Below are 21,613 nucleotides of genomic sequence, written 5' to 3'. Positions count from 1 at the left end.
GACGGCACGCATGGCAGGATCGCGCCGGTAACCGTCGTCGGCAGGAAGGGCACGACGTGGCGCGCGAATTCGCCCGGGTCGGAGTGGTCGGTCTCGGCACGATGGGGGCCGGGATCGTCGAGGTGTTCGCCCGGGGCGGCATCGAGGTCGTCGCCGTGGAGGTCGACGAGGCGTCGGCCGCCCACGGCCGCGAGACCCTCGAGGCGTCGACCCAGCGCGCCGTCGACCGGTCCAAGATGGCCGCCGACGATCGCGAGGCCCTGCTCGGCCGGGTGCGGGTCACCACGAACCTCGACGACCTCGCCGACGTGGACCTCGTCGTCGAGGCCGTGCCCGAGCGCCTCGAGCTCAAGGCCGAGGTGTTCGCGGCGCTGAGCAAGGTGTGCGGCCCGGAGACGATCTTCGCGTCGAACACCTCGTCGCTGTCGATCACCGAGCTGTCGGTGCGCACCGAGCGCCCGCACCAGGTCGTCGGCATGCACTTCTTCAACCCGGCGCCGGTGCAGAAGCTCGTCGAGGTCGTGCGCACCGTCGTCACCGACCCCGAGGTGCTCACCGACGTCACCGACCTGGCCGTGAAGCTGGGCAAGAGCCCGGTGGTGTGCGGCGACCGCGCCGGCTTCATCGCCAACAACCTGCTCTTCACCTACCTCAACCAGGCCGTCGGGATGTTCGAGTCCCACTACGCCGGCCGCGAGGACCTCGACGCCGCGATGCGCTACGGCTGCGGCTACCCGATGGGGCCGCTCGCGCTGGTGGACCTCATCGGCCTCGACACGGCCTACGAGATCCTCGACACGATGTACCGGCAGTCGCGCAACCAGCGGCACGCGCCGGCGCCGATCCTCAAGCAGATGATCACCGCCGGGCTGCTGGGCCGGAAGTCCGGCCGCGGCTTCTACACCTACGCCGCCCCCGGCTCGCCCGAGGTCGTCGCCGACAACCTGACGCCGCCGCCCCCGGGCGAGGACGGCGACGGCCAGCGCCCGGTGCAGACCGTCGGCGTCGTCGGCACGGGCACGATGGCCACGGGCATCGCCGAGGTCTTCGCGAAGTCCGGCTACGACGTGGTCGTCCGCGCGCGCACCGAGGCCAAGGGCGAGGGCGTCGTCGCCGGCATCCGCAAGTCGCTGGAGAAGGCCGTCGTCAAGGGCAAGCTCTCGGAGTCCGCGCGCGACGAGACGCTGGCGCGCGTCCGCCCGACGACGAGCTTCGACGACCTCGCCGACTGCGACCTCGTGGTCGAGGCCGTCGCCGAGGACCTCGAGGTCAAGCAGGCCGTGTTCGGCGCGCTCGACGACGTCGTCAAGCCCGGCGCGATCCTCGCGACGACGACCTCGTCGCTGCCGGTGGTGGAGTGCGCGGCGGCGACGCAGCGTCCCGACGACGTCATCGGCATGCACTTCTTCAACCCGGCGTCGGTGATGAAGCTCGTCGAGATCGTCAGCCCGATCACCACGGCCCCCGACGTCACCGCGACGGTGCGGGCGGTCACCGCGAAGATCGGCAAGCACCCGGTGCTCTGCGGGGACCGCGCGGGCTTCATCGTCAACGCGCTGCTCTTCCCGTACCTCAACGACGCCGTCGCCATGCTCGAGGCGAACTACGCAGGAGCCGACGACATCGACTCGGCCATGAAGAACGGCTGCGGGCTGCCCATGGGGCCGTTCGCCCTGCTCGACGTCGTGGGCCTGGACGTGTCGCTCGCCATCGAGCGTTCGCTCTACCAGGAGTTCCGCGTCCCGGGCTTCGCGCCCGCGCCACTGCTCGAGCACCTGGTGACCGCGGGACGTCTCGGCCGCAAGACCGGCCAGGGCTTCCGGGACTACCAGAAGAAGTAAGGGTGCCCCGCCGCTCCCGGCGCTCGTCGTCCCCCGCCCGCCCCGCACCGGCGCCCCCGCCGCTGCGGGGCGGGTGGGTGCGCGACGAGGACGGCTGGACCGTGCGCTCGATCAGCGGGACGGCCGCGACGAAGACCTACGTCTGCCCGGGCTGCCACCAGGACATCCCGCCCGGCACGCCGCACGTGGTGGCCTGGCCGGCCGACGAGCCGGAAGGCACGGTCGAGCGGCGGCACTGGCACACCGGGTGCTGGCGCCGGGCCCGCCGCCCCTGACGGGTCCCTAGCGCGTGGGCGCGGCGCTGCGCTGCTCGGGCGCGGCGGCGCCGCCCAGGTCGCCGGCGTATCCGGTCGACCCGTTGCTGCCGTTCCCGTGGCCCCCGCCGCCCTGCTCGGCGTCGTGCGGGCCCGCCGGCCGCGGTCCGGCCGCGGGCGCTCCGGGGGCGGGCGGCTCGGGCAGGACGGGCCGCCCGCCGGTGCTGCCCTCCTCGGGGAACGCGTCCATCGTGGGCAGGGCCCCGAGCGCCGCGCGCAGGGTGGCCAGCTGCTGGCCGACGCGGTCGCGCAGGCGCCGCAGGTCCGCGACCTCGGCGTCGGCCTCCCGCAGGCGGCGGCGGGCCTCCTCGGCCGCGTCCTGGACGTGCTTCTCGGAGCGCTCCTTCGAGGCCTGCTCCTCGGCCTCGAGCTGGCGCATGGCCTCGCGCCGCCGCGCCGCCATCGCGACCGCGAAGTCGTGCTCGACCTGCTCGCGGGACGCGCGGCCCTCGGCGTCGAGCCGGTCGCGCTCGCGCTCGGACTCCTGGCGCAGGCGGGCGGCCTCGGCGCGCGCGGCCTCCATGACGCCGCGGTGCTCGTCCTCCATCGCCCGGCGCCGCTGCTCGTTGTCGGCGATCCCGCCGTCGTAGCGGGTGCGGGCCTCGGCGGCCTCGGCCTCGGCCTGCTCGTGGATCTCGCGGGCCTGGCGGTGGGCCTCGTCGAGCGTGGCGCGCGCCTGCTCCTCGGCCTGCTCGACCGTGTGGCGGGCCCGATCCTCGGCCTCGGCGACGGTGGCGCGCGCGTGCTCGTCGGCCTGCTCGACGGTGCGGCGGCCGTACTCGTCGGCGCTGTGGCGCGTGCGGCGGGCGTACTCGTCGGCGTCCTCGCGGACCCGACGGGCCGCGTCCGCGGCCTCCTCGCGCATCGCCCGCGTCTCGTCCTGCGCCAGGCGCAGCATCCGCTGGAGGCGCTCGGAGAGGCCCTCCATGGTGTCCGGCGGCGCCGACAGGCGGTCGACCTGCGCGCGGAGGTCCTCGACGTGTGCCCGGTGGTGGTCGAGCGCCCGGGCGAGCTCGGTCGCCTGGTGCACGGCGGCGTCGCGGTCGGCGGTGAGGATCCGCAGGTCCGCCTCGACGCGGTCGAGGTGCTCCTCGACCTGACCGCGGTCGTAACCGCGGCGCACGACGTCGAAGCCGGTCCCCAGCGGCAACAGTTCGTGCTCGTCAGAGGGCATGCGGCTCACGGTACCGGCGGGACGGGGGGCCAACCACGGACGGGTGAGCGACACGCGCCCACCCGTCCGCGCGACACGCCGGCGTCGTCGGGGCGGCCATCAGACCCCGCGGAAGCGGTTGATGCCCTCGAGGTGCTGCTCGCGCTTCTCGGTGTCGGTGACGCCGAGACCCTCCTCGGGCGCGAGGCAGAGCACGCCGACCTTGCCCTGGTGGCTGTTGTGGTGCACGTCGTTCGCGGCCTCGCCGGTCTCGTGCAGCGGGTAGACCCGCGACACGGTCGGGTGGATCTGGCCCTTCGCCACGAGGCGGTTGGCCAGGTAGGCCTCCTTGTAGTTGGCGAAGTGCGACCCGATGATCCGCTTGAGGTTCATCCACAGGTAGCGGTTGTCGTACTGGTGCATGAAGCCCGAGGTCGACGCGCAGGTGACGATCGTGCCGCCGCGCTTGGCGACGTAGACGCTGGCGCCGAAGGTCTCGCGGCCCGGGTGCTCGAAGACGATGTCCGGGTCGTCGCCGCCGGTGAGCTCACGGATGCGCTGGCCGAAGCGCTTCCACTCGCGCGGGTCCTGCGTCTCGGGGTCGGACCAGAACTTGTAGCCCTCCTCCGAGCGGTCGATGATCAGCTCGGCGCCCATCTTGCGGCAGATCTCGGCCTTCTCCGGGCTGGAGACCACGCACACCGGGGTCGCGCCGCCGTTGAGGGCGAACTGCGTGGCGTACGAGCCGAGGCCGCCCGAGGCACCCCAGATGAGCACCACGTCGCCCTGGGTCATGTTCGCGCCGTGCGGCGAGACCAGCTGGCGGTAGGCCGTGGAGTTGACCAGGCCGGGGGAGGCGGCCTCCTCCCAGGTCAGGTGCTCCGGCTTGGGCATGAGCTGGTTGGTCTTGACCAGGGCCAGCTCGGCGAGGCCGCCGAAGTTGGTCTCGAAGCCCCAGATGCGCTGCTCCGGGTCCATCATCGTGTCGTCGTGGCCCTCGGGGGCCTCGAGCTCGACCGACAGGCAGTGCGCGACGACCTTGTCGCCGGGCTTCCAGGCGTGCACGCCCTCGCCGGTCTTGAGCACGACGCCGGCGAGGTCGGAGCCGACCACGTGGTACGGAAGGTCGTGGCGCTTGGCCAGCGGCGAGATCTTGCCGTACCGCTTGAGGAAGCTGAACGTCGAGACCGGCTCGAAGATCGAGGTCCAGACGGTGTTGTAGTTGATGGCGCTGGCCATGACGGCCACCAGCGCCTCGCCCGGGGCCACGTCCGGCGTGGCGACGTCGTCGAGGTGCAGCGACTTGCGCGGGTCCTTCTCCCGCGAGGCCATCCCCTCGAACATGTCGGCCTCGTCGGCGTGCACGGTGATCCCCTTGTACGACTCGGGGACCGAGAGCCCGGCCAGGGCGGCGGTGTCGTCGGCGAGGATGGCGTCGCGGATGTCCTGCACTTCTTGCCTCCGGGTCTGGTGCGGTGGCGCGAGGCTACCGACCGGTAACGGCCGCGGGGACCGGGGTGTGACGGTGTCGGCCGACTAGTGGATGGGCTCGGCGGCGGGCTCGACGAGCTCGACGAGCACCCCACCGGCGTCCTTGGGGTGCACGAAGTTGACGCGCGACCCCGCGGTGCCCCGGCGCGGGGCGTCGTAGAGCAGCCGCAGGCCCTTCGCGCGCAGGGCCTCCGCGCTGGCCTCGACGTCGGTGACCCGGTAGGCCACCTGCTGCAGGCCGGGACCGTTGCGGTCGATGAACTTCGCGATCGTCGACGACTCCGACAGCGGCGCCAGCAGCTGGACCGCCGGGCCGGTGTCGTCACCGGGCGCGTGCAGCATCGCCTCGCGCACGCCCTGCTCGTCGTTGGTCTCCTGGTGGGTGGCGACCAGGCCGAGGTTCTCGGCGTACCACGCGATCGCGGCGTCGAGGTCCGGCACGGCGATCCCCACGTGGTCGATGGTGGTGATGCCGCTGCCGGCCAGGTGGCCTGCCCCGTCGGATGCCATGGCGGGCAGGGTAACGGTCTGAATCGAAGTATTCGCCCCGTGATGCAGCGCACGCTTGGGATACCTTGCAGTCTCGTCCCGGCCACGGAGGTGTCGCTCGGTACCCTCGCGCGCCGTGGACCTGGACCGGCTCGTCGCCGACGCGCGGGAAGGCGTGCCGCGCGCGGTGGCCCGCCTGATCTCCCTGGTGGAGGACGGCAGTCCGCGCCTGCGCGAGCTCGCGGCGGCGCTCGCCCCCTACACCGGGCGGGCGCGGGTCGTCGGGCTCACCGGCTCGCCCGGGGTGGGGAAGTCGACGACGACGTCCGCGCTGGTCAGCGCGTTGCGGGCCGACGACCGGCGCGTCGGCGTCCTCGCCGTCGACCCCAGCTCGCCGTTCTCCGGCGGCGCGCTGCTCGGCGACCGGGTGCGGATGGGCGAGCACGCGACCGACCCGGGCGTGTTCATCCGGTCGATGGCCACGCGCGGCCATCTCGGCGGGCTCGCGGCCGCGACGCCGCAGGCGCTGCGGGTGCTCGACGCGGCCGGGTGCGACGTGATCCTGGTCGAGACGGTCGGGGTGGGCCAGTCCGAGGTCGAGGTCGTGGCCCTGGCCGACACGACGGTCGTGCTCCTCGCCCCCGGGATGGGTGACGGCGTCCAGGCGGCCAAGGCGGGGATCCTCGAGGTCGCCGACGTGTTCGCGGTCAACAAGGCCGACCGCGACGGCGCCGACGCCACGGTGCGCGAGCTGCAGCACATGCTCTCGCTCAACCGCCGCGAGGTGTCGGGGCCGACGTGGCGTCCGCCGGTGGTGCGCACGGTGGCCGCGACCGGGCAGGGGATCGACGACCTCGTCGCCGCCATCGACGACCACCGCGCCTGGATGGCCGACCACGACCGCCTCGCCGAGGGCCCGCGGCGCCGGGCGCGCGCCGAGATCGAGGCGATCGCGCTGGCCGACCTGCGGGCGCGCATCCGCGAGCTGTCGGGCGACGCCGCGCTGGGCGAGCTGGCGGAGCGCGTCGTCGCCGGCGAGCTCGATCCCTACGCCGCCGCCGACGAGGTCGTGGCGTCGGTGCGGGGCTGAGGTGGGGTGGGTCGTCGGGTGGGTCGCCGGGTGCGCCGCCGGGTGGGTCGCAGCGAACGCGCTGTTCGCTGCTTCTACGCGCACGAAGGGCGCGTTCGCGGCGCCCCTCAGCGCAGGACGCCCGCGGCCGGCAGGGCCACCGACAGCCAGGGGATGACGACGCCGACGGTCGGCACGACGACGACCGCGGCCGCGGCGAGGTAGGTCCCGGTCGCGAGGGCCCGGCCGCCGCAGCGACGGGCGCGGACGCGTTCGAGGCGCGCGCCGACCTCGGTGTCGCCGGTGGCGAGGAACGCCTCGAGCGCGCCCGCCATCGCGGCGTCCGAGCAACGGGCGCGGCCGGCGTCGTCGGCTAGCATCTCCAGCAGCAGGCCGACGGCGTCGCGGGCCTGCCGGCTGCGCACGAGCACCGGGAACGCCTGGTGCAGGGCGACGAAGCCCTCGCGCACGAGGTCGTGGCGGGCGTCGAGGTGGGCCTGCTCGTGGGCGAGGACGGCGCGCAGCTCGTCGTCGTCGAGCGTGTCGAGGGCGGCCTCGGTGACCACCACCCGCGGCGCCCGCCCGGGCACGCAGTAGGCGAAGGGGACCGCCCCGTCGAGCACCCGCAGCACCGTCTTCGCCCCCGCCCCGCCGACGAGCGCGCTGCGCTCGGCGCGGTCGAGCAGGTCGACCATGTCCCGGTGCCGCGCGCGCCGTCGCCGGGTGCGCACCGCGAGCAGCACGAGCACGCCGAGCAGGCGCAGGACGATGAGCCCGGCGAGGACCGCGGCGACGGCGACGGCCACCACCATCGCCGTGCCGCGCCGCTGCTCGGGTCCGAGGGCGCGCAGGAGCTCCTCGGGGGCGGCGAGGGCGCTGCCGACGGCGGCGAGCACCGCGGCGAGCGCGATGGCCTGCCACAGGACGATGGCGGCCCGGGGCACGCGCTGGGGCCACCGGGCGCGCGCGAGCGCGGACGGGACGGGGCCGGCCAGCACGAGGGCCAGCACGGCCAGCCACACCGAGGCCATGGTTGACCAGTCTGGGCCGGTGGGGTCTAGATCACGACTCGGGGCCGGACTGTTCGCCGTCGACCCTGGGCTGCGGCACCTCGGGGGGTCCCGCCGGTGCGGGTGCGGCCTGCAGGGCGGCCCGCAGTGCGGCCGCCTCCTCGGGGCCGACGCGGTCGACGAACGCCACGAGCGCGGCCGTGCGGTCCTCGCCGACGTCGCCCAGCGCGTCGAGCATGAGGGACGCCGCGAGCTGCTCACGGGTCGAGGCCGCCGCGTAGCGGTAGGCCTTCCCGTCGCGCTCCTGCCGGACGACGCCCTTCTTGGCGAGGCGTCCGAGGACCGTCATCACCGTGGTGTACGCGAGCTCGCGATCGAGCCGGTCGTGCACCTCACGGACGGTCAGGGGGCCGGGAGCGGCCCACAGCTGCGCCATCACCGCGCGCTCCAGCTCACCCAAGGCCACGTCACACATCCTAGCGAAGGATCCCCTTGCCAACGCAACCCGTCGTACTACGCTCGGTCGTAGATACGACGCAGCGTCGTAGGTAGGAGGGTCGACGATGACCGCCCTGGAGCTGTCCCGACTGCAGTTCGCCGTCGTGACCGTGTACCACTACCTGTTCGTCCCGCTCTCGATCTCGCTCGCGACGCTGACGGCGCTGCTGCAGACGCAGGCTCATCGCCGGCCCGAGGACCAGCGCTGGCAGCGCCTGACGCTCGTCGCGGGCAAGCTGCTCATGATCACGTTCGCGGTCGGCATCGTCACCGGGCTGGTCCAGGAGTTCCAGTTCGGCCTGTCCTGGTCGGCCTTCGCCCGCTTCTACGGCGACGTCTTCGGCCCGACGCTCGCGATCGAGGGGATGCTCGCGTTCTTCCTCGAGGCGACGTTCCTGGGACTGTGGTGGTTCGGCGCCGACCGGCTGCCGCGCCGGGTGCACCTGGCGACCATCTGGATCGTCGCGGTCGGCACCCTGATCTCGGCCTACGTCATCCTCGCCGCCAACGCGTTCATGCAGAACCCGGTGGCCTACACGCTCGACCCGGAGACCGGGCGGGCGCGGCTCGGCAGCTTCGCCGACCTGCTGGCCAACCCGGTCGTCCTCGCCGCCTTCCCCCACACCATCGCCGGGGCCTTCGCCGGCGGCGGCGCGCTGCTGCTCGCGATCGGCGCCTGGCGGGCGCGTCGCGGCGACCCGGACGGGCGGTGGCGCCTGTTCACCCGCGTCGGGGCGTGGACGACGCTCGCCGGCGGCACGCTGGTCGCGCTCACCGGCGACCTGCTCGGCAAGGTCATGACCGAGGTCCAGCCCATGAAGATGGCGGCGGCCGAGGCCCTCTACGCCACGCAGGCCGGGGCGCCGTTCTCGCTGTTCGCGATCGGTGCGCCCGGGGAGAAGGAGCCGTTCTTCTCGCTCGACGTGCCCTGGCTGCTCTCGTTCCTCGCCACGGGCGACCCGACGGCCACCGTGCAGGGCATCGACGACCTGCAGGCGCAGTACGTCGCGCAGTTCGGCCCCGGCGACTACGTCCCGGTCGTCCCGATGGCGTACTGGAGCTTCCGCTTCATGATCGGCTTCGGGGTGCTCGCGACGATGGTCGCGGCGTGGGTGCTGTGGCGGACGCGGCGGGGCGGTGAGCTGACGCCGGGCCCGACGTGGTCCGGGCTGGCCGACCGGTGGCTGCTGCGCCTGCTGTGGACCGTGCCGGTGCTGCCCGCGCTCGCGGCGACCGCGGGCTGGCTGTTCACCGAGACCGCCCGCCAGCCCTGGCTCGTCTTCGGACTGTTCCGCACCGCCGACGGCGTGTCGCCGGCCCTGACACCGGGCGAGATCGCGGCCTCGCTCGCCGGGTTCGCCCTGGTCTACGGCGTGCTCGCCGTCGTCTGGGTCCGCCTGGTGCTGCGCGTGGCCCGGACCGCGGGCGACGACCCGGCGCCCGCTCCGGAGGCCGACCCGGCCGACGACCGTCCCCTCGTCCCCAGCTACTAGAGGAGTCCCGATGGACCTCCCGACCCTGTGGTTCGCCCTGGCGGTCACCTGCTGGGTGCTGTTCTTCGTGCTCGAGGGCTTCGACTTCGGCGTCGGCGTGCTCGCGCCCGTCCTCGGCCGCGACGACCACGAGCGCGGCGCCGGCGTCACGACGATCGGGCCCGTGTGGGACGGCAACGAGGTGTGGCTCGTCGCCGCGGTCGGGGTGACGTTCGCGGCGTTCCCCGACTGGTACGCGGCGCTCCTGAGCGGGCTCTACCTGCCGTTCGTGCTGGTCCTGCTCACGCTGGCCGCGCGCGGGGTCGCGCTGGAGTTCCGCGGCAAGGGCGGCACCGCGCGGTGGCGCGCGGGCTGCGACGCTGTGCTCGCGGTGTCGTCGCTGCTGACGGCGGCCCTGTGGGGCGCCCTGCTGGGCGTGCTCGCGACGGGGCTCGCGCTGGGTGCCGACGGCGAGGTCGTCGGCTCCGGGCTCTCGCGCTCGCTCGCGCCCGTGATCTCGGCGCCGGCCCTGCTGGGGGCGGCGCTCGGGGTCGGCGTGGCCCTGCTGCAGGGCGCGGCGTTCCTGGGCCTGCGCACGACCGGTCCGCTGCGCGCCCGGGCGCGGACGACGGCGCTCGCCGTCCTCGTGCCCGTGGCCGTGCTCGTCGCGGTCGTGGCGCCGCTCGGGCTGGTGGCCGTGGCGGTCGTGGCCGGGCTGGTGGTGGCGCGGCGCGAGGTGCTGGCGTTCGCGGCGGCGTCGGTCGCGGTGGCGGTGGGCGTCGTCGCGGTGCTCGCCGCGCACCTGCCGGCCGTGCTGCCCAGCACCCTCGACCCCGCCTTCTCGCTGACCGTCGACGGCGCCGCCGCGAGCCCCGGGGCACTGCAGCTGATCACGGTCGCCGCGGTCGTCGTCCTGCCCGGGGTGGTCGCCTACCAGGCGTACTCGTACTGGGTGTTCCGGCGGCGGGTGGCGAGCGAGCGGGTGGCGACATGAGTCGCGCTGCCCGGTCTCGTGGCCCCGTCGACCCGCGGCTGCTGGTGCTGGCGCGCGGGGCCCTCGGTGGTGTCGTCGGGCTCGTGGCCGTCGGCGTGGCCCGCGCGGCCGGGACGGTGGCGGCGGCGCTGGCCGCGGCGAGCGTGGTGACGGCGCTGGTCACGGGCCCGGGCGTCGTCCCGCGAGGCGCGATCGCGGTGCTCGCCGGCGTCGTCGTCGCCAGGGCAGCGCTCGCGTGGCTCGAGCCGTGGCTCGCGGCCCGGACCGGCGAGCGGGTCGTCGAGCGGGAGCGCGAGCGGCTGCTCGAGCAGCTCGGGCACGACGACGACCCGGCGATCGTCCCGCTCGCCGGGCACGGGGTGGACGCCCTGCGCGCCTGGTTCACCGGCACCCTGCCGGCGCTCGTCCTGGCGGTCGTGCTGCCGCCCGCGGTGCTCGTCGTCCTCGCGCTGGCCGACCCGACGTCGGCGCTGGTCGTGGCGGCGACGCTGCCGCTGGTGCCGGTGTTCGCGGTGCTGCTCGGGTGGGCGGCGCGGGCCCGCGCGCGGCGGGAGTGGGCGGCGGGGGAGCGGCTGGCCGGGCACTTCCTCGACACCGTCACGGGACTGGCCACCCTGCGGCTCTTCGGGCGCTCCCGCCGGGCGGTCGAGGCCGTCGCCGAGCTCGGCGAGCGGCACCGCGTGGCGTCGACGCGCGTGCTGCGGGTGGCGTTCCTGTCGTCGACGGCGCTGGAGCTGCTGGGGACCCTGTCGGTCGGGCTCGTCGCGGTCGGCGCGGGGGTGCGGCTGGTCGAGGGAACGATGGCGCTCCACCCGGCGCTCGTCGCGATCCTGCTCGCCGGCGAGGCCCACCGCCCGCTGCGCGAGGCCGGGGCCCGGTTCCACGAGGACGCGCGGGCCACGGCGGTGCTGGACGAGCGGGACGCGGTGCTGGCGGGGGCTGCGTCGGCGTCCCTCGTGCGCTCCGTGGTCCCGGGTCCTGCGCGGGTCCGCGTCCGTGGTCTCGAGGTGCGCCACCCCGGGCGGTGGGCGGCGACGCCGTCGCTCCCGGCGCTCGACGCGGAGGGCGGCGTGCTGGCGGTCGTCGCCGGGCCCTCGGGCGCGGGCAAGACGACGCTGCTGCGGGCGCTCGCGGGGACGCTCGACGACGCGGCGTCCTCCGCGGGCACGGTCGAGGTGCAGGGGCGCGTGGTCGTGCTCGGCCAGCACCCGCAGCTGCCGCACGCGGCCACGGTGCGGGAGGCGTTGGGGGAGGGGTCGGCGGAGGGGTCGGCGGAGGGGCCGGCGGACCTCCTGCGCCGGCTGGGCCTCGGGCTGGACCTCGACGCCCCGCTCGCCGAGGGCGGCCGTTCGCTCTCGTCCGGCCAGCGCCGTCGCCTGGCCCTGGCGCGCGTGCTGGGCGAGGCGTCCGCCGACCCCGCCGGCGCGGTGGTGCTGCTCGACGAGCCCACCGCCCACCTCGACGCCGACGCCGAGCGCGCGGTCGTCACCGAGCTGCGGGCGCTGGCGCGGCGCGGGGCGCTCGTGCTCGCCGTCGCTCACCGCCCGGCCCTGCGCGACGCCGCCGACCGCGTCGTGGAGCTGGGCGCGCGGGCGGGCTCCGGGGCAGCGAACGGGCGGTTCGCTGCCTCTACGCGCACGAACGGCGCGTTCGCGGCATCGACGGGCGCGCCTCCCCAGGCCGCGAACGGGGACTTCGGACGCCTAGAGGCAGCGAACAGCGCGTTCGCTGCGACACCCGCGAGCCCCGCCGACCGCCGGGGGCTCCCGCTCGCGGTGCTGCTCGGGGCCGGCGCGGCGGTGGCGGGTGTGGCGCTGACGGCCTCGGCGGCGTGGCTCATCGCGCGCGCCGCGGCCCAGCCGCCGATCCTCACCCTGTCGATCGCCGTGGTCGCCGTGCGCGGGTTCGCGATCGCGCGCCCCGTGCTGCGCCACCTCGAGCGGGTCACCGCGCACGCCGACGGGCTGGCGCGGATGGTCCGGTGGCGCCGGCGGGTGGTCGCGGCGCTGGCCGAGCGCGTGCCGGGGGCCGTCGCCGGGCGCCGCGGTCACCTGCTCGCGCGGGTCACCGACGACGTCGACGTCCGCCTCGACGGCCTCGTCCGCGGGGTACTGCCGCTCGCGGCGGCGGCGCTCGCGCTCCCGCTGCTCCTCGGCGTGGCGATCCTGGCGAGCACGGCCGTCGCGCTCGCCCTGCTCCCCGGCCTCGCCGTCGCGGCCCTCGGCGCGCCGCTGCTCGCGGCGGTCGCGGCACGGCGCACCGCGCCGGCGCTCGAGCGCGGCGTCGACGACCTGCGCGCGGCCGTCGTCGAGACCCACGCCGCGCGCGACGAGCTCGCCGCCCGCGGCCCCGAGGCGCTGCGGGCCCGCCCGCGTGCCGCCACCGCCGCGCTCGCCCGGGCCCGGCGGCGCGAGGCCCGCGGCGGCGCGCTCGCGGGCGCGCTCGCCCAGCTCGGTCTCGGCGCGGCCTCCGTCGCCGCCGCCATGGCCGCGCCGGCGAGCACGTCGCCCGAGCTCGCCGCGGTCGCCGTCCTCGCGCCGCTCGCGCTCGGCGAGACCGTGCTCGCCCTCCCTGCCGCCGCGGCCGCCGTGGTCCGGGGCCGGCGCGCCCGCGCGCGCCTCGCCGGCCTCGAGGCGCCGGCGCCGCCCGCCCGCGAGCCCGAGCACCCGGTGAGCGCGCCCGGCGTCGGCGACCTGCACCTCCGCGGCGTCACCGCCGGCTGGGGCGCCCGGCCCGCGCTGCGCGACCTCGACCTCGACCTGCCCGCCGGGCACCGCCTCGGCGTCACCGGGGCGTCCGGATCGGGCAAGTCGACGCTGGCCGCCGTGCTGCTGCGCCTGCTCGACCCGCGCGCCGGCACCGTCACCCTCGGCGGCGTCGACGCGGCCGCCGTGCCCGGCGACGTCTGGCGGCGCCGCGTCGCCCTCGTCGGCGAGCACGACCACGTCTTCGCGACGACGCTGCGCGAGGACCTGCGCTTCGCCGCGCCCGGGGCCACCGACGCCGAGCTCGTCGCCGTCCTGCGCCGGGTCCGGCTCGGCGCCTGGTTCGACGGTCTGCCCGACGGCCTGGACACCTGGCTCGACGCCGGCTCCGTCTCCGGTGGCGAGCGCCGGCGTCTCGCCGCCGCCCGGGCGCTGCTCGTCGACCCCGCGGTGCTCGTGCTCGACGAGCCGACCGAGGGCCTCGACCCCGCCACCGCCCGCGCGCTGGTCGCCGACCTGCTCGACGCGGCCGGGGAGACGCAGCGCAGCGGAGCTCGACCATCGAGCAGCGGGCGGACCGTCGTCCTGCTCGCCCACCGGGGCGAGGGGCTCGACCTCGTCGACGAGGTGCGGCACCTCGAGCACGGCGCGCTGCGGGCCCGGGAGACGGAGCGCAGCGGAGCTCGACCCGTGTCACCGGAGGTTCAGGCGAAGTCGCCCGCCGCGTGACGCACGCGGGCGAGCAGGCCCGTCAGCGCCTCGATCTCGCCCTCGTCCAGGCCCACCAGCCCGAAGTCGATCGCGGTCACCGACGCCGTCGCCGCCGCGCACAGCTCCCGGCCCTCGTCGGTGATCTCCACCAGCGTGGTGCGGCCGTCGGTCGGGTGCGGCCGGCGGGCCACGAGCCCCGAGGACTGCAGGCGGTCGACGATGTTGGTGATCGACGTCGGGTGCAGCTGCAGCCGCTCACCCATGATCCGCATCGGCAGCGCGCCCGCCCGCGAGAACCGCAGCAGCACGAGCGCCTCGTAGCGCGCGAACGTCAGCCCGTGCGGGCGCAGCGCGCCGTCGACCGCGTGCTGGAGGATCTGCTGGACCCGCATCACGCTGGTCACCGCGGCCATCGCCCGCGGCTCGCCGATCCGCTCGCCCCACAGCGAGGCGGCCCGGGCGATCGGGTCGAACGGCAGTGGCGTGGACGCGGTCATGACGTGGGCGAACCTAGCAGCGGGATCGTGGCAGGGTGGTGTCGTGATCGTCGCGTTCAGCGTGTCCCCGTCCGGTGTCGGCGTCGACGGGTCGGCCGGCGAGGACGGCTCGGTGTCCGAGGCGGTGGCCGCCGCCGTCCGCGTGGTCCGCGAGTCGGACCTGCCGCACGAGACCTCGTCGATGTTCACCTCGATCGAGGGCGAGTGGGACGAGGTCATGGACGTCGTGCGCCGCGCGACCGAGGCCGCCGGGCGCTACGGCTCGCGGGTGTCGCTCGTGCTCAAGGCCGACATCCGCCCGGGCCACACCGGCCAGATGCAGGCGAAGGTCGCGCGGGTCGAGGAGCGGTTGCAGGGCTGAGCAGTGCCCCCGCGGTGAGTGGCAGACTTGGCCCCGTGGCACGTCCCGATTCCCGCCAGGCGGCGCAGGCCGCTGCTCTCTCCTCCGCGATGGCGGGGGCCGTCGACCTCTCCGGCCTGAAGGCGCGCGCCGAGGCGCGCACCTCCGCCGGATCGTCCCAGGCCGCCCCCCAGCGCCCCGCCGGTCCACCGGCCGACGGCGCCGCGCCCGCCGGCGGCGCGCCCGTCACCGTCATCGACGTCGACGAGGCGTCGTTCCAGGCCGAGGTCATCGAGCGCTCGATGACCGTGCCCGTCGTCGTCGACCTGTGGGCCGAGTGGTGCGGGCCGTGCAAGCAGCTCTCGCCGGTGCTCGAGAAGCTGGCCGCCGAGGGCCGCGGCGCCTGGGTGCTCGCGAAGATCGACGTCGACGCGAACCCGCGCATCTCGCAGGCGTTCCAGGTCCAGTCGATCCCGATGGTCGTCGTGGTCGCGGGCGGACAGCCCGTCACGTCGTTCCAGGGCGCCCAGCCCGAGCCGCAGCTGCGGCAGTGGATCGGCCAGCTGCTCGACGCGCTGCGCGACCAGATGCCCGGCATCGCCGAAGCCGAGGCGCGTGCCGGCGGCGGCGAGGTCGAGCCCGCCGAAGCCCCCGAGGACCCGCGCTTCGTCGCCGCCGAGGACGCCCTCGAGGCCGGCGACTACGCGGCCGCGACCCAGGCCTACGAGCAGATCCTCGCCAGCGAGCCCGCCAACGCCGAGGCCCAGGCCGCGCTGGCACAGGTCAAGTTCCTGCAGCGGGCCGAGTCGGCGGACCCGTCGGCGATCGCCCGCGCCGACGCCGCGCCCGACGACGTCGACGCCCAGATCGCGGCAGCCGACGCCCAGCTCGCCGCGCAGGACGTCACCGGCGCGTTCGACCGCCTCGTGCAGACGGTGGCCCGCACCTCCGGCGACGAGCGCGACCGCGCCCGCACCCACCTCGTCGAGCTCTTCGAGCTCTTCGGCACCGAGGACGAGCGCGTCACCACCGCCCGCCGCGCCCTGGCCCGCGCGCTGTACTAGGACGGGCCGCCGGACCCGTGACGTTCGGTCCTCCGGCGAGGATGCTGGATCGGCGGCCACGGGCTCGCCGCGCACGACGCCACCGCGCACCACCGCGCACCGCTGCCCCGCACGGGCGGACCCGGCCGCGGCGAGGAGCGTCCGATGCAGGAGAAGGCGGCGACGGAGGTCCGGCTGGCTGAGGTCCTCGGGGCGCTGTCCCTGGGCATCGACCTCGGGTTCGGCCAGCCGATGGAGCACGTCCAGCGTCAGTGCCTGATCGCGATGCGGCTCGCGGACCGGCTCGGCCTCGACGAACGGGCCCGGGCGTGCGTGTACTACACGGCGCTGCTGGTGAACATCGGCTGCCACTCCGATGCGCACGAACAGGCCAAGTGGTTCGGCGACGACATCGCGCTGCGGTCCGGTAAGTACGTCCACGGCCTGCACGGTGTCCGCGCGGCGGCCTCCGGTGTGCGGCTCCTGGGGTCGGGGGCCGAGAACGTCGTGCACCGGTTGCGCATCGGGCTGGAGTTCGTCGTCTCGGGACACCGGGAGGTGGACGACATGATCGCCCACCACGCGGCGATGGCGCGCGCCCTGGCCGAGGAGCTGGGTCTGCCGGACGAGGCCGGGGAGGCGCTCGTCGCGTCGTACGAGCAGTGGGACGGCCGGGGCTGGCCGGGACACCTCGCCGGCGACGACGTCCCGATCGGCGCCCGCATCGTCGCCGTCGCCGAGTTCACGGAGGTCGCTCACCGCATGGGCGGCGGGGCGGCGGCCCGGGCGCTCGCGCGCCGGCAGAGCGGGCGCCAGTTCGACCCCGCCATCGCCCGCATCGTCCTCGTCGACGCCGACCTGCTCTTCGCCGACCTCGACACGACGGACACCTGGGACGCGGTGATCGCCGCCGAACCCGCGCTCGCCGTGGTCCTGTCCGGGGAGCGCTTCGACGCGGCGCTCCTCGCGGTCGCGGACTTCGTGGACCTCAAGTCGCCCTACACGCTGGGGCACGCACGCGCGGTCGCCGACCTCGTCGCCCGGGCCGGTGCGCAGCTCGGGCTGTCCGCCGGCGAGGTGCGCACGCTGCGCCGGGCGGGTCTCGTCCACGACCTCGGCCGCCTCGGGGTCTCGAACGCCATCCTGGACAAGGCGGGACCGCTCGGCGCCGGTGAGCGTGAGCGGGTGCGCATGACGCCCTACGTGACCGAGCGCATGCTGCGCCAGTCGGGCCCGCTGGCGCCGCTCGGAGCGATCGCCGCCCAGCACCGCGAGCGGCTCGACGGTTCCGGCCATCCCCACGGTCTCGCCGGCGGCGCCATCTCCCGCGCGGGCCGCCTGCTCGGGGCGGCCGACGCGTACTGCGCGATGCGCGAGCCACGGCCCTACCGCGTGGCGTTGTCGGGCGAGACGGCCGCGGCGGAGCTGCGGCGCGACGTGGTCCGTGGCCGTCGCGACGCGGAGACCGTCGAGGCGGTCCTGCGTGCGGCCGGGCACCGGGTCACCGTCCGCCGCGAGGGACCGGCCGGGCTGACGGGCCGCGAGGTCGAGGTCCTGCGCCTGCTCGCCCGGGGCATGACGAACAAGGACATCGCGGCGTCCCTGACGATCTCCGCGAAGACGGTCGGGAACCACGTCGAGCACATCTACGCGAAGATCGGGACCTCGACCCGTGCCGCCGCCGGGCTCTTCGCCACCAAGCACGGGCTGCTGAGCGATGGGGCCGTGGTGTGAGCGCCCGGCTCACGCCCTCTGTCGCGCCGTGTTCCGCGCGATCACCTCGTTCACCCGGGCCACCTCCTCGGCCGGGCTGAACATGACCCACGACGTGCCCGCCGCGACGCGCGGGGTGTGGCCCGGCGGGGTGTAGAACGCGTCGCCCCGGCGGAAGACCTCGACGCGGTCCGCGAAGGTGAACGTCAGCTCCCCGTCGGTCACGTAGCCCCAGTGCGGGCAGGGGCAGCGGTCGTCGGGCAACCCGGTGAGCAGGGGCGCGAGGTCCGCGGCCTCCCGCAGGTCGAGGAAGCTGATCTCGTACCCGTCCACCACGTCCTCGTGCACCTCGCCGACGCCGATGTCCTCCACCGTCGCCGCGCTGTCCTTCGAGACCTTCGACATGGCCGCCTCCTGGTTGCTCGGGCCGTCCCGGGAGGCTAGGGACGGGCGGGGCCCGGGAGCATGGGGCGTTCGCCCCATCTCTCGCCTCAGACCCCGCGCAGGCAGGCGTCCGAGCCGCCGGTGACCCCGGCGCGGAAGACGCGGATGCGCTCGTAGCCCGTGCCGGCGGAGGCGACGCCGTCGGTGCCGCGGGCGGGGAAGTCCTCGCGCAGCAGCAGCGTCACCGACTCGTCGAGGTCGCCGGGAGAGAGGGCGAAGGCGTTGTTGGTGGTGCCCACGGCGGCGCTGTAGGCCCCGGCGAGGCACAGCGCCGCGCGCCCGCCCTCGGCGCCGGTGGTGGGCCGGCCCAGGGCGGCGAGGGTGGCGGCGCCGTAGCGGGACGCGAGCAGGGTGCCGGTGGCGTAGTCGCCGATGCGGGCGTGGTCGCCCGGCAGGTCGCCGGTGGTGTCGATGTGCACCGAGGACGGCGCGCCCCCGGCCGGCGCGCACCACGCCACGGGGCCCTGCACCGGCTCGTCGGCATCCGGGCACTGCGCCTGGCCGCGCTCGGTGGTCGGGGGAGTCCACTGCGCGCCGCGGCGCCGGACCTCCTCGCCGAACCAGCGGTCGAGGTCGGGCACCATCGCCTCGATCAGCGGCGCGAGCCCGAGGTTGCCGCCGGAGCTCTCGTCGGCCTGCGAGCGGAAGGCCTGCTGGGTGAACACCCGGTCGGTGCCCATCGCCGCGCACACCGCCGGGTCGCCGTCGAAGCCGTCCTGGAACGACGAGACACGGTCGAACGCGTTGCCGTGCGCCTGGGCGTTGCGCGGCGAGGTGCCCACCGGGTCGCGGAACCCGATGAGCGCGCCCATCGCGCCGTCGATGCCGCCCGCGCCGGTGCGCAGGTCGGGCAGGGCGCCGTCGCGCACCTTGCGCAGGAACACGCCCGCGTAGCAGTCGGCCTGGGCCTCGAGGAGGATCGTCGGCGCACCCGCGAGCGCCCCGGTGCGGTCGAGGCGGCCCTGCACGGCGTGCCCGAACTCGTGGGAGAGGACGACGACGACGGCCGCGTCCCCGAAGTCGCGCCGCAGCTGCGGCAGGAGCTGGGCCCGGTCCCAGGCGATGATGTCCGAGCGCGGGCAGTAGAAGGCGGTGCCCTCGACCTCGCGCGGGTTCTGCAGGCACGGCACGGCGGCGTTCCGGGCCGCGGGGTCGACCGAGTAGTAGCCGGCCAGCGGGCGGAACGGCTGGCCGCCGGAGAGCGCCGGGAGCGCCTCGCCCCAGAAGCCCTCGAGGTCGCGCAGCGTCGCCGCGGCGAGCCGGTCCTCCTCGCCGCCGTCGGTGCCGCCGATGAACGACGGGTCGGTGCCCGCGGTGACCTCCGGTCCCGCGATCGCCCGCCCGTCGACGGGGAACGCGCACGCCGACGTCACGAGCACCGCCAGCACCGCACACGTCACGACCAGCGCCCGCCCGAGCTTCCCCCGCACGGCCGACATCATGCCCCGGACGTGTGCGGCGCGGGTACCGATCCGCGGGGCCGGTGGGGGCGTGGCCGGTGGAGCCGAGGCCCTCACCCCAGCGCGAGCCACAGAACGCCGGAGGCGGGCAGGGTGACCTCGGCCGACGCCGGGCGCCCGTGCCAGCTGCGCGAGGACGCGATGACGGCCCCGTAGTTGCCGACCCCGCGCCCGCCGTAGACGTCGGCGTCGGTGTTGACGACCTCGCGCCACCGTCCCGTCTGCGGCAGCCCGACCCGGTAGTTCGGGTGGTCGACGCCCGAGAAGTTCGCGAGGACCGCCACCGCGTTGCCGTCGCGGTCCTGGCGAAGGAAGGACAGCACGTTGCCGCCCGCGTCGTTGGCGTCGATCCAGGAGAAGCCGGCCGGGTCGTTGTCGAGCTCGTAGAGCGGGCGCAGTGACCGGTAGACGGCGTTGAGGTCGGAGACGAGCCGGCGCAGCCCGCCGTGGCGGGGGTCGTCGAGCAGCTCCCAGTCCAGCGAGCGCTCCTCGGACCACTCGCGGACCTGGCCGAACTCGCCGCCCATGAAGACCAGCTGCTTGCCCGGGTGCGCCCACATGTAGCCGAACAGCGCCCGCACGCCCGCGGCCTTGCGGTCGTCGTCGCCGGGCTGGCGCGTCCACAGCGAGCCCTTGCCGTGCACGACCTCGTCGTGCGAGAGCGGCAGCACGTAGTTCTCGCTGTACGCGTAGGTCATCGAGAACGTCATCTGGTTGTGGTGGAACCCGCGGTGCACGGGGTCGCGCCCGATGTAGTCGAGCGTGTCGTGCATCCAGCCCATGTTCCACTTGAACCCGAAGCCGAGGCCCCCGAGGTGGGTGGGCCGCGTGACGCCCGGCCAGGCCGTCGACTCCTCGGCGATCGTCACCGCGCTCGGGTGGTTCTTGTAGACGGTGGCGTTGACCTCCTGGAGGAACGACACCGCCTCGAGGTTCTCCCGGCCGCCGTAGCGGTTGGGCGTCCACTCGGTGCGCGAGTAGTCGAGGTAGAGCATCGAGGCGACGGCGTCCACGCGCAGGCCGTCGATGTGGAACTCGTCGAGCCAGAACAGGGCGTTGGCGACGAGGAAGTTGCGCACCTGCGAGCGCCCGAAGTCGAACACGAGCGTGCCCCAGTCGAGCTGCTCGCCGCGGCGCGGGTCGCCGTGCTCGTAGCAGGGCGTCCCGTCGAAGCGGGCCAGCGCCCAGCTGTCCTTGGGGAAGTGCGCCGGCACCCAGTCGACGATCACGCCGATGCCCGCCTGGTGCAGGCGGTCGACGAAGTAGCGGAAGTCGTCCGGGGTGCCGAAGCGCGAGGTCGGCGCGTAGTACGAGCTGACCTGGTATCCCCACGACCCGCCGAACGGGTGCTCGGCGACCGGGAGGAGCTCGACGTGGGTGAAGCCGGTCTCGGTGAGGTACGCGACGAGCTCCTCGGCGAGCTCCCGGTAGCCGAGGCCCTGGCGCCACGAGCCGAGGTGCAGCTCGTAGACGCTCATCGGCTCGGCGTGCGGCGCCGACGCGGCGCGCCGCGTCATCCACTCCTGGTCGCCCCACTCGTGGGTCGAGGTGGTGACGACCGAGGCGGGTGTGGGCGGCAGGTCCGCGGCGAACGCCATCGGGTCGGCCTTGTCCAGCCAGTGCCCGTCCGGCGAGAGGATGTGGAAGCGGTAGCGGGCGCCGGGCTCGACGCCGGGCAGGAAGATCTCCCAGACGCCCGAGCCGAGCGACCGCATCGGCGTCGACACGCCCTCCCAGCTACCGTGCTCGCGGTCCCAGTCGCCGACGACGCGCACACCGCGCGCGTGCGGTGCCCAGACGGTGAACGAGGTGCCCTCGACCGTCCCGGACGGGGTCGGCCAGCTGCGGTGGTGGGCGCCCAGGGCGTCCCACAGGCGCTCGTGGCGGCCCTCGCCGATGAGGTGCAGGTCGACGGGCCCGAGGACCGGGGAGAAGCGGTACGGGTCGTCGGCGATCACCTCGACGGTGTCGCCCGTCGCGGGGTCGGTGTAGCGGGTCGCGAGCCGGTAGCGCGGCAGCGGGCCGGGCACGCCGGCCGCGAAGACCCCGGCCGCGTGCACCTCGACGAGCGGGTAGCGCCCGGCGGTCGGGCCGTCCTCGACGACGACGTCGACCGCGTCCGCGCCGGGACGCAGCGCGCGGACCACGACGGTGCCCGACGACTCGGGGTCGCGGTGGGGGCCCAGCACGCTGTGCGGGTCGCGGTGCGAGCCCTCCATGAGGAGGTGGACGTCCAGGTCCGAGGGAGCCGGCGAGGCGGCCCCGCGGACTCGGCTGCCGGGGACGGACATGTGCACCACTCCTGCTGCTCCTGCTGCGAGACGGACCTGTCGGACGCCGACCGCGCCGAGGTCGGTCGACCGTACTCG

General features: G+C 75.4%; 18 protein-coding genes. 9 read left to right on the top strand and 9 right to left on the bottom strand.

Annotated elements, in window-relative coordinates; all coding sequences use genetic code 11:
• The first annotated feature begins 56 nt into the window (after nucleotides 1-56).
• Complete coding sequence (locus PGB27_RS20175; RefSeq protein WP_274202199.1) at nucleotides 57-1,841, top strand: 3-hydroxyacyl-CoA dehydrogenase family protein; 1,785 nt, start codon at nucleotides 57-59, stop codon at nucleotides 1,839-1,841.
• Between the two features lie 2 nt (nucleotides 1,842-1,843).
• On the top strand, nucleotides 1,844-2,116 hold the full coding sequence (locus PGB27_RS20170; RefSeq protein ID WP_274202198.1) for a hypothetical protein: 273 nt from the start codon (nucleotides 1,844-1,846) through the stop codon (nucleotides 2,114-2,116).
• Nucleotides 2,117-2,123: 7 nt separating this feature from the next.
• On the opposite strand, the gene PGB27_RS20165 is transcribed toward PGB27_RS20170, so the two are convergent.
• The 3 genes from PGB27_RS20165 to mce form a co-directional block, all read right to left on the bottom strand.
• Nucleotides 2,124-3,329, bottom strand: coding sequence for a DivIVA domain-containing protein (locus PGB27_RS20165; protein WP_274202197.1), 1,206 nt, complete (start codon nucleotides 3,327-3,329; stop codon nucleotides 2,124-2,126).
• A 99-nt stretch (nucleotides 3,330-3,428) separates the two neighbouring features.
• Nucleotides 3,429-4,760 (bottom strand): crotonyl-CoA carboxylase/reductase, encoded by a 1,332-nt coding sequence (gene ccrA, locus PGB27_RS20160; RefSeq protein ID WP_274202196.1) that lies wholly within the window; start codon nucleotides 4,758-4,760, stop codon nucleotides 3,429-3,431.
• A gap of 84 nt (nucleotides 4,761-4,844) precedes the next feature.
• Nucleotides 4,845-5,309: a methylmalonyl-CoA epimerase gene (gene mce / locus PGB27_RS20155; protein ID WP_274202195.1), complete on the bottom strand. Its 465-nt coding sequence runs from the start codon at nucleotides 5,307-5,309 to the stop codon at nucleotides 4,845-4,847.
• A gap of 115 nt (nucleotides 5,310-5,424) precedes the next feature.
• On the opposite strand from mce, the gene meaB reads away from it, so the two are divergent.
• A complete protein-coding gene (gene meaB / locus PGB27_RS20150; RefSeq protein ID WP_274202194.1) occupies nucleotides 5,425-6,378 on the top strand; it encodes a methylmalonyl Co-A mutase-associated GTPase MeaB in 954 nt (317 codons plus the stop codon).
• Between the two features lie 107 nt (nucleotides 6,379-6,485).
• On the opposite strand, the gene PGB27_RS20145 is transcribed toward meaB, so the two are convergent.
• On the bottom strand, nucleotides 6,486-7,388 hold the full coding sequence (locus PGB27_RS20145; RefSeq protein WP_274202193.1) for a M56 family metallopeptidase: 903 nt from the start codon (nucleotides 7,386-7,388) through the stop codon (nucleotides 6,486-6,488).
• Between the two features lie 31 nt (nucleotides 7,389-7,419).
• Nucleotides 7,420-7,842 (bottom strand): BlaI/MecI/CopY family transcriptional regulator, encoded by a 423-nt coding sequence (locus tag PGB27_RS20140; RefSeq protein ID WP_274202192.1) that lies wholly within the window; start codon nucleotides 7,840-7,842, stop codon nucleotides 7,420-7,422.
• Between the two features lie 88 nt (nucleotides 7,843-7,930).
• Here PGB27_RS20140 and PGB27_RS20135 point away from each other — a divergent pair, with 88 nt between their 5' ends.
• From PGB27_RS20135 to cydC, 3 genes are read left to right on the top strand one after another with little or no spacing between them, the layout of a single operon-like run.
• Nucleotides 7,931-9,358: a cytochrome ubiquinol oxidase subunit I gene (locus PGB27_RS20135; protein WP_274202191.1), complete on the top strand. Its 1,428-nt coding sequence runs from the start codon at nucleotides 7,931-7,933 to the stop codon at nucleotides 9,356-9,358.
• 10 nt (nucleotides 9,359-9,368) lie between these two features.
• The gene (gene cydB / locus PGB27_RS20130) at nucleotides 9,369-10,331 is read left to right on the top strand and encodes a cytochrome d ubiquinol oxidase subunit II (protein ID WP_274202190.1); all 963 of its coding nucleotides are present in this window, start codon (nucleotides 9,369-9,371) and stop codon (nucleotides 10,329-10,331) included.
• Nucleotides 10,328-13,765 carry a thiol reductant ABC exporter subunit CydC gene (gene cydC, locus PGB27_RS20125; RefSeq protein ID WP_274202189.1) on the top strand — a complete coding sequence of 1,146 codons (3,438 nt, stop codon included), beginning with the start codon at nucleotides 10,328-10,330 and terminating at the stop codon, nucleotides 13,763-13,765. The genes cydB and cydC overlap by 4 nt, the downstream gene beginning before the upstream one ends.
• Here the strand turns inward: cydC and PGB27_RS20120 are convergent.
• Nucleotides 13,741-14,244, bottom strand: coding sequence for a MarR family winged helix-turn-helix transcriptional regulator (locus PGB27_RS20120; protein ID WP_274202188.1), 504 nt, complete (start codon nucleotides 14,242-14,244; stop codon nucleotides 13,741-13,743). The genes cydC and PGB27_RS20120 overlap by 25 nt on opposite strands.
• Nucleotides 14,245-14,287: 43 nt before the next feature.
• On the opposite strand from PGB27_RS20120, the gene PGB27_RS20115 reads away from it, so the two are divergent.
• The 3 genes from PGB27_RS20115 to PGB27_RS20105 all read left to right on the top strand — a co-directional run bounded on the left by PGB27_RS20115 (nucleotide 14,288) and on the right by PGB27_RS20105 (nucleotide 17,361).
• Nucleotides 14,288-14,605 (top strand): thiamine-binding protein, encoded by a 318-nt coding sequence (locus PGB27_RS20115; RefSeq protein ID WP_274202187.1) that lies wholly within the window; start codon nucleotides 14,288-14,290, stop codon nucleotides 14,603-14,605.
• An 89-nt stretch (nucleotides 14,606-14,694) separates the two neighbouring features.
• The gene (locus tag PGB27_RS20110) at nucleotides 14,695-15,648 is read left to right on the top strand and encodes a tetratricopeptide repeat protein (protein ID WP_274202409.1); all 954 of its coding nucleotides are present in this window, start codon (nucleotides 14,695-14,697) and stop codon (nucleotides 15,646-15,648) included.
• A gap of 144 nt (nucleotides 15,649-15,792) precedes the next feature.
• Nucleotides 15,793-17,361, top strand: a complete 1,569-nt coding sequence (locus PGB27_RS20105; RefSeq protein WP_274202186.1) for an HD domain-containing phosphohydrolase — start codon at nucleotides 15,793-15,795, stop codon at nucleotides 17,359-17,361.
• Nucleotides 17,362-17,370: 9 nt separating this feature from the next.
• Here PGB27_RS20105 and PGB27_RS20100 read toward each other — a convergent pair whose 3' ends face one another.
• The 3 genes from PGB27_RS20100 to glgB form a co-directional block, all read right to left on the bottom strand.
• Nucleotides 17,371-17,745, bottom strand: coding sequence for an AraC family ligand binding domain-containing protein (locus tag PGB27_RS20100; RefSeq protein ID WP_274202185.1), 375 nt, complete (start codon nucleotides 17,743-17,745; stop codon nucleotides 17,371-17,373).
• An 86-nt stretch (nucleotides 17,746-17,831) separates the two neighbouring features.
• Nucleotides 17,832-19,214, bottom strand: a complete 1,383-nt coding sequence (locus PGB27_RS20095) for a neutral zinc metallopeptidase (protein WP_274202184.1) — start codon at nucleotides 19,212-19,214, stop codon at nucleotides 17,832-17,834.
• Nucleotides 19,215-19,297: 83 nt separating this feature from the next.
• Nucleotides 19,298-21,535, bottom strand: coding sequence for a 1,4-alpha-glucan branching protein GlgB (gene glgB, locus PGB27_RS20090; RefSeq protein WP_274202183.1), 2,238 nt, complete (start codon nucleotides 21,533-21,535; stop codon nucleotides 19,298-19,300).
• Nucleotides 21,536-21,613 lie beyond the last annotated feature (78 nt).

Origin of the sequence: Actinomycetospora lemnae (assembly GCF_028737315.1) — a bacterium.
In the GTDB taxonomy this organism is placed as follows: Bacteria; Actinomycetota; Actinomycetes; order Mycobacteriales; family Pseudonocardiaceae; genus Actinomycetospora; species Actinomycetospora lemnae.
Note: the sequence above shows the minus strand (reverse complement) of the source record. Positions and strands in the feature narration are given on the sequence as shown.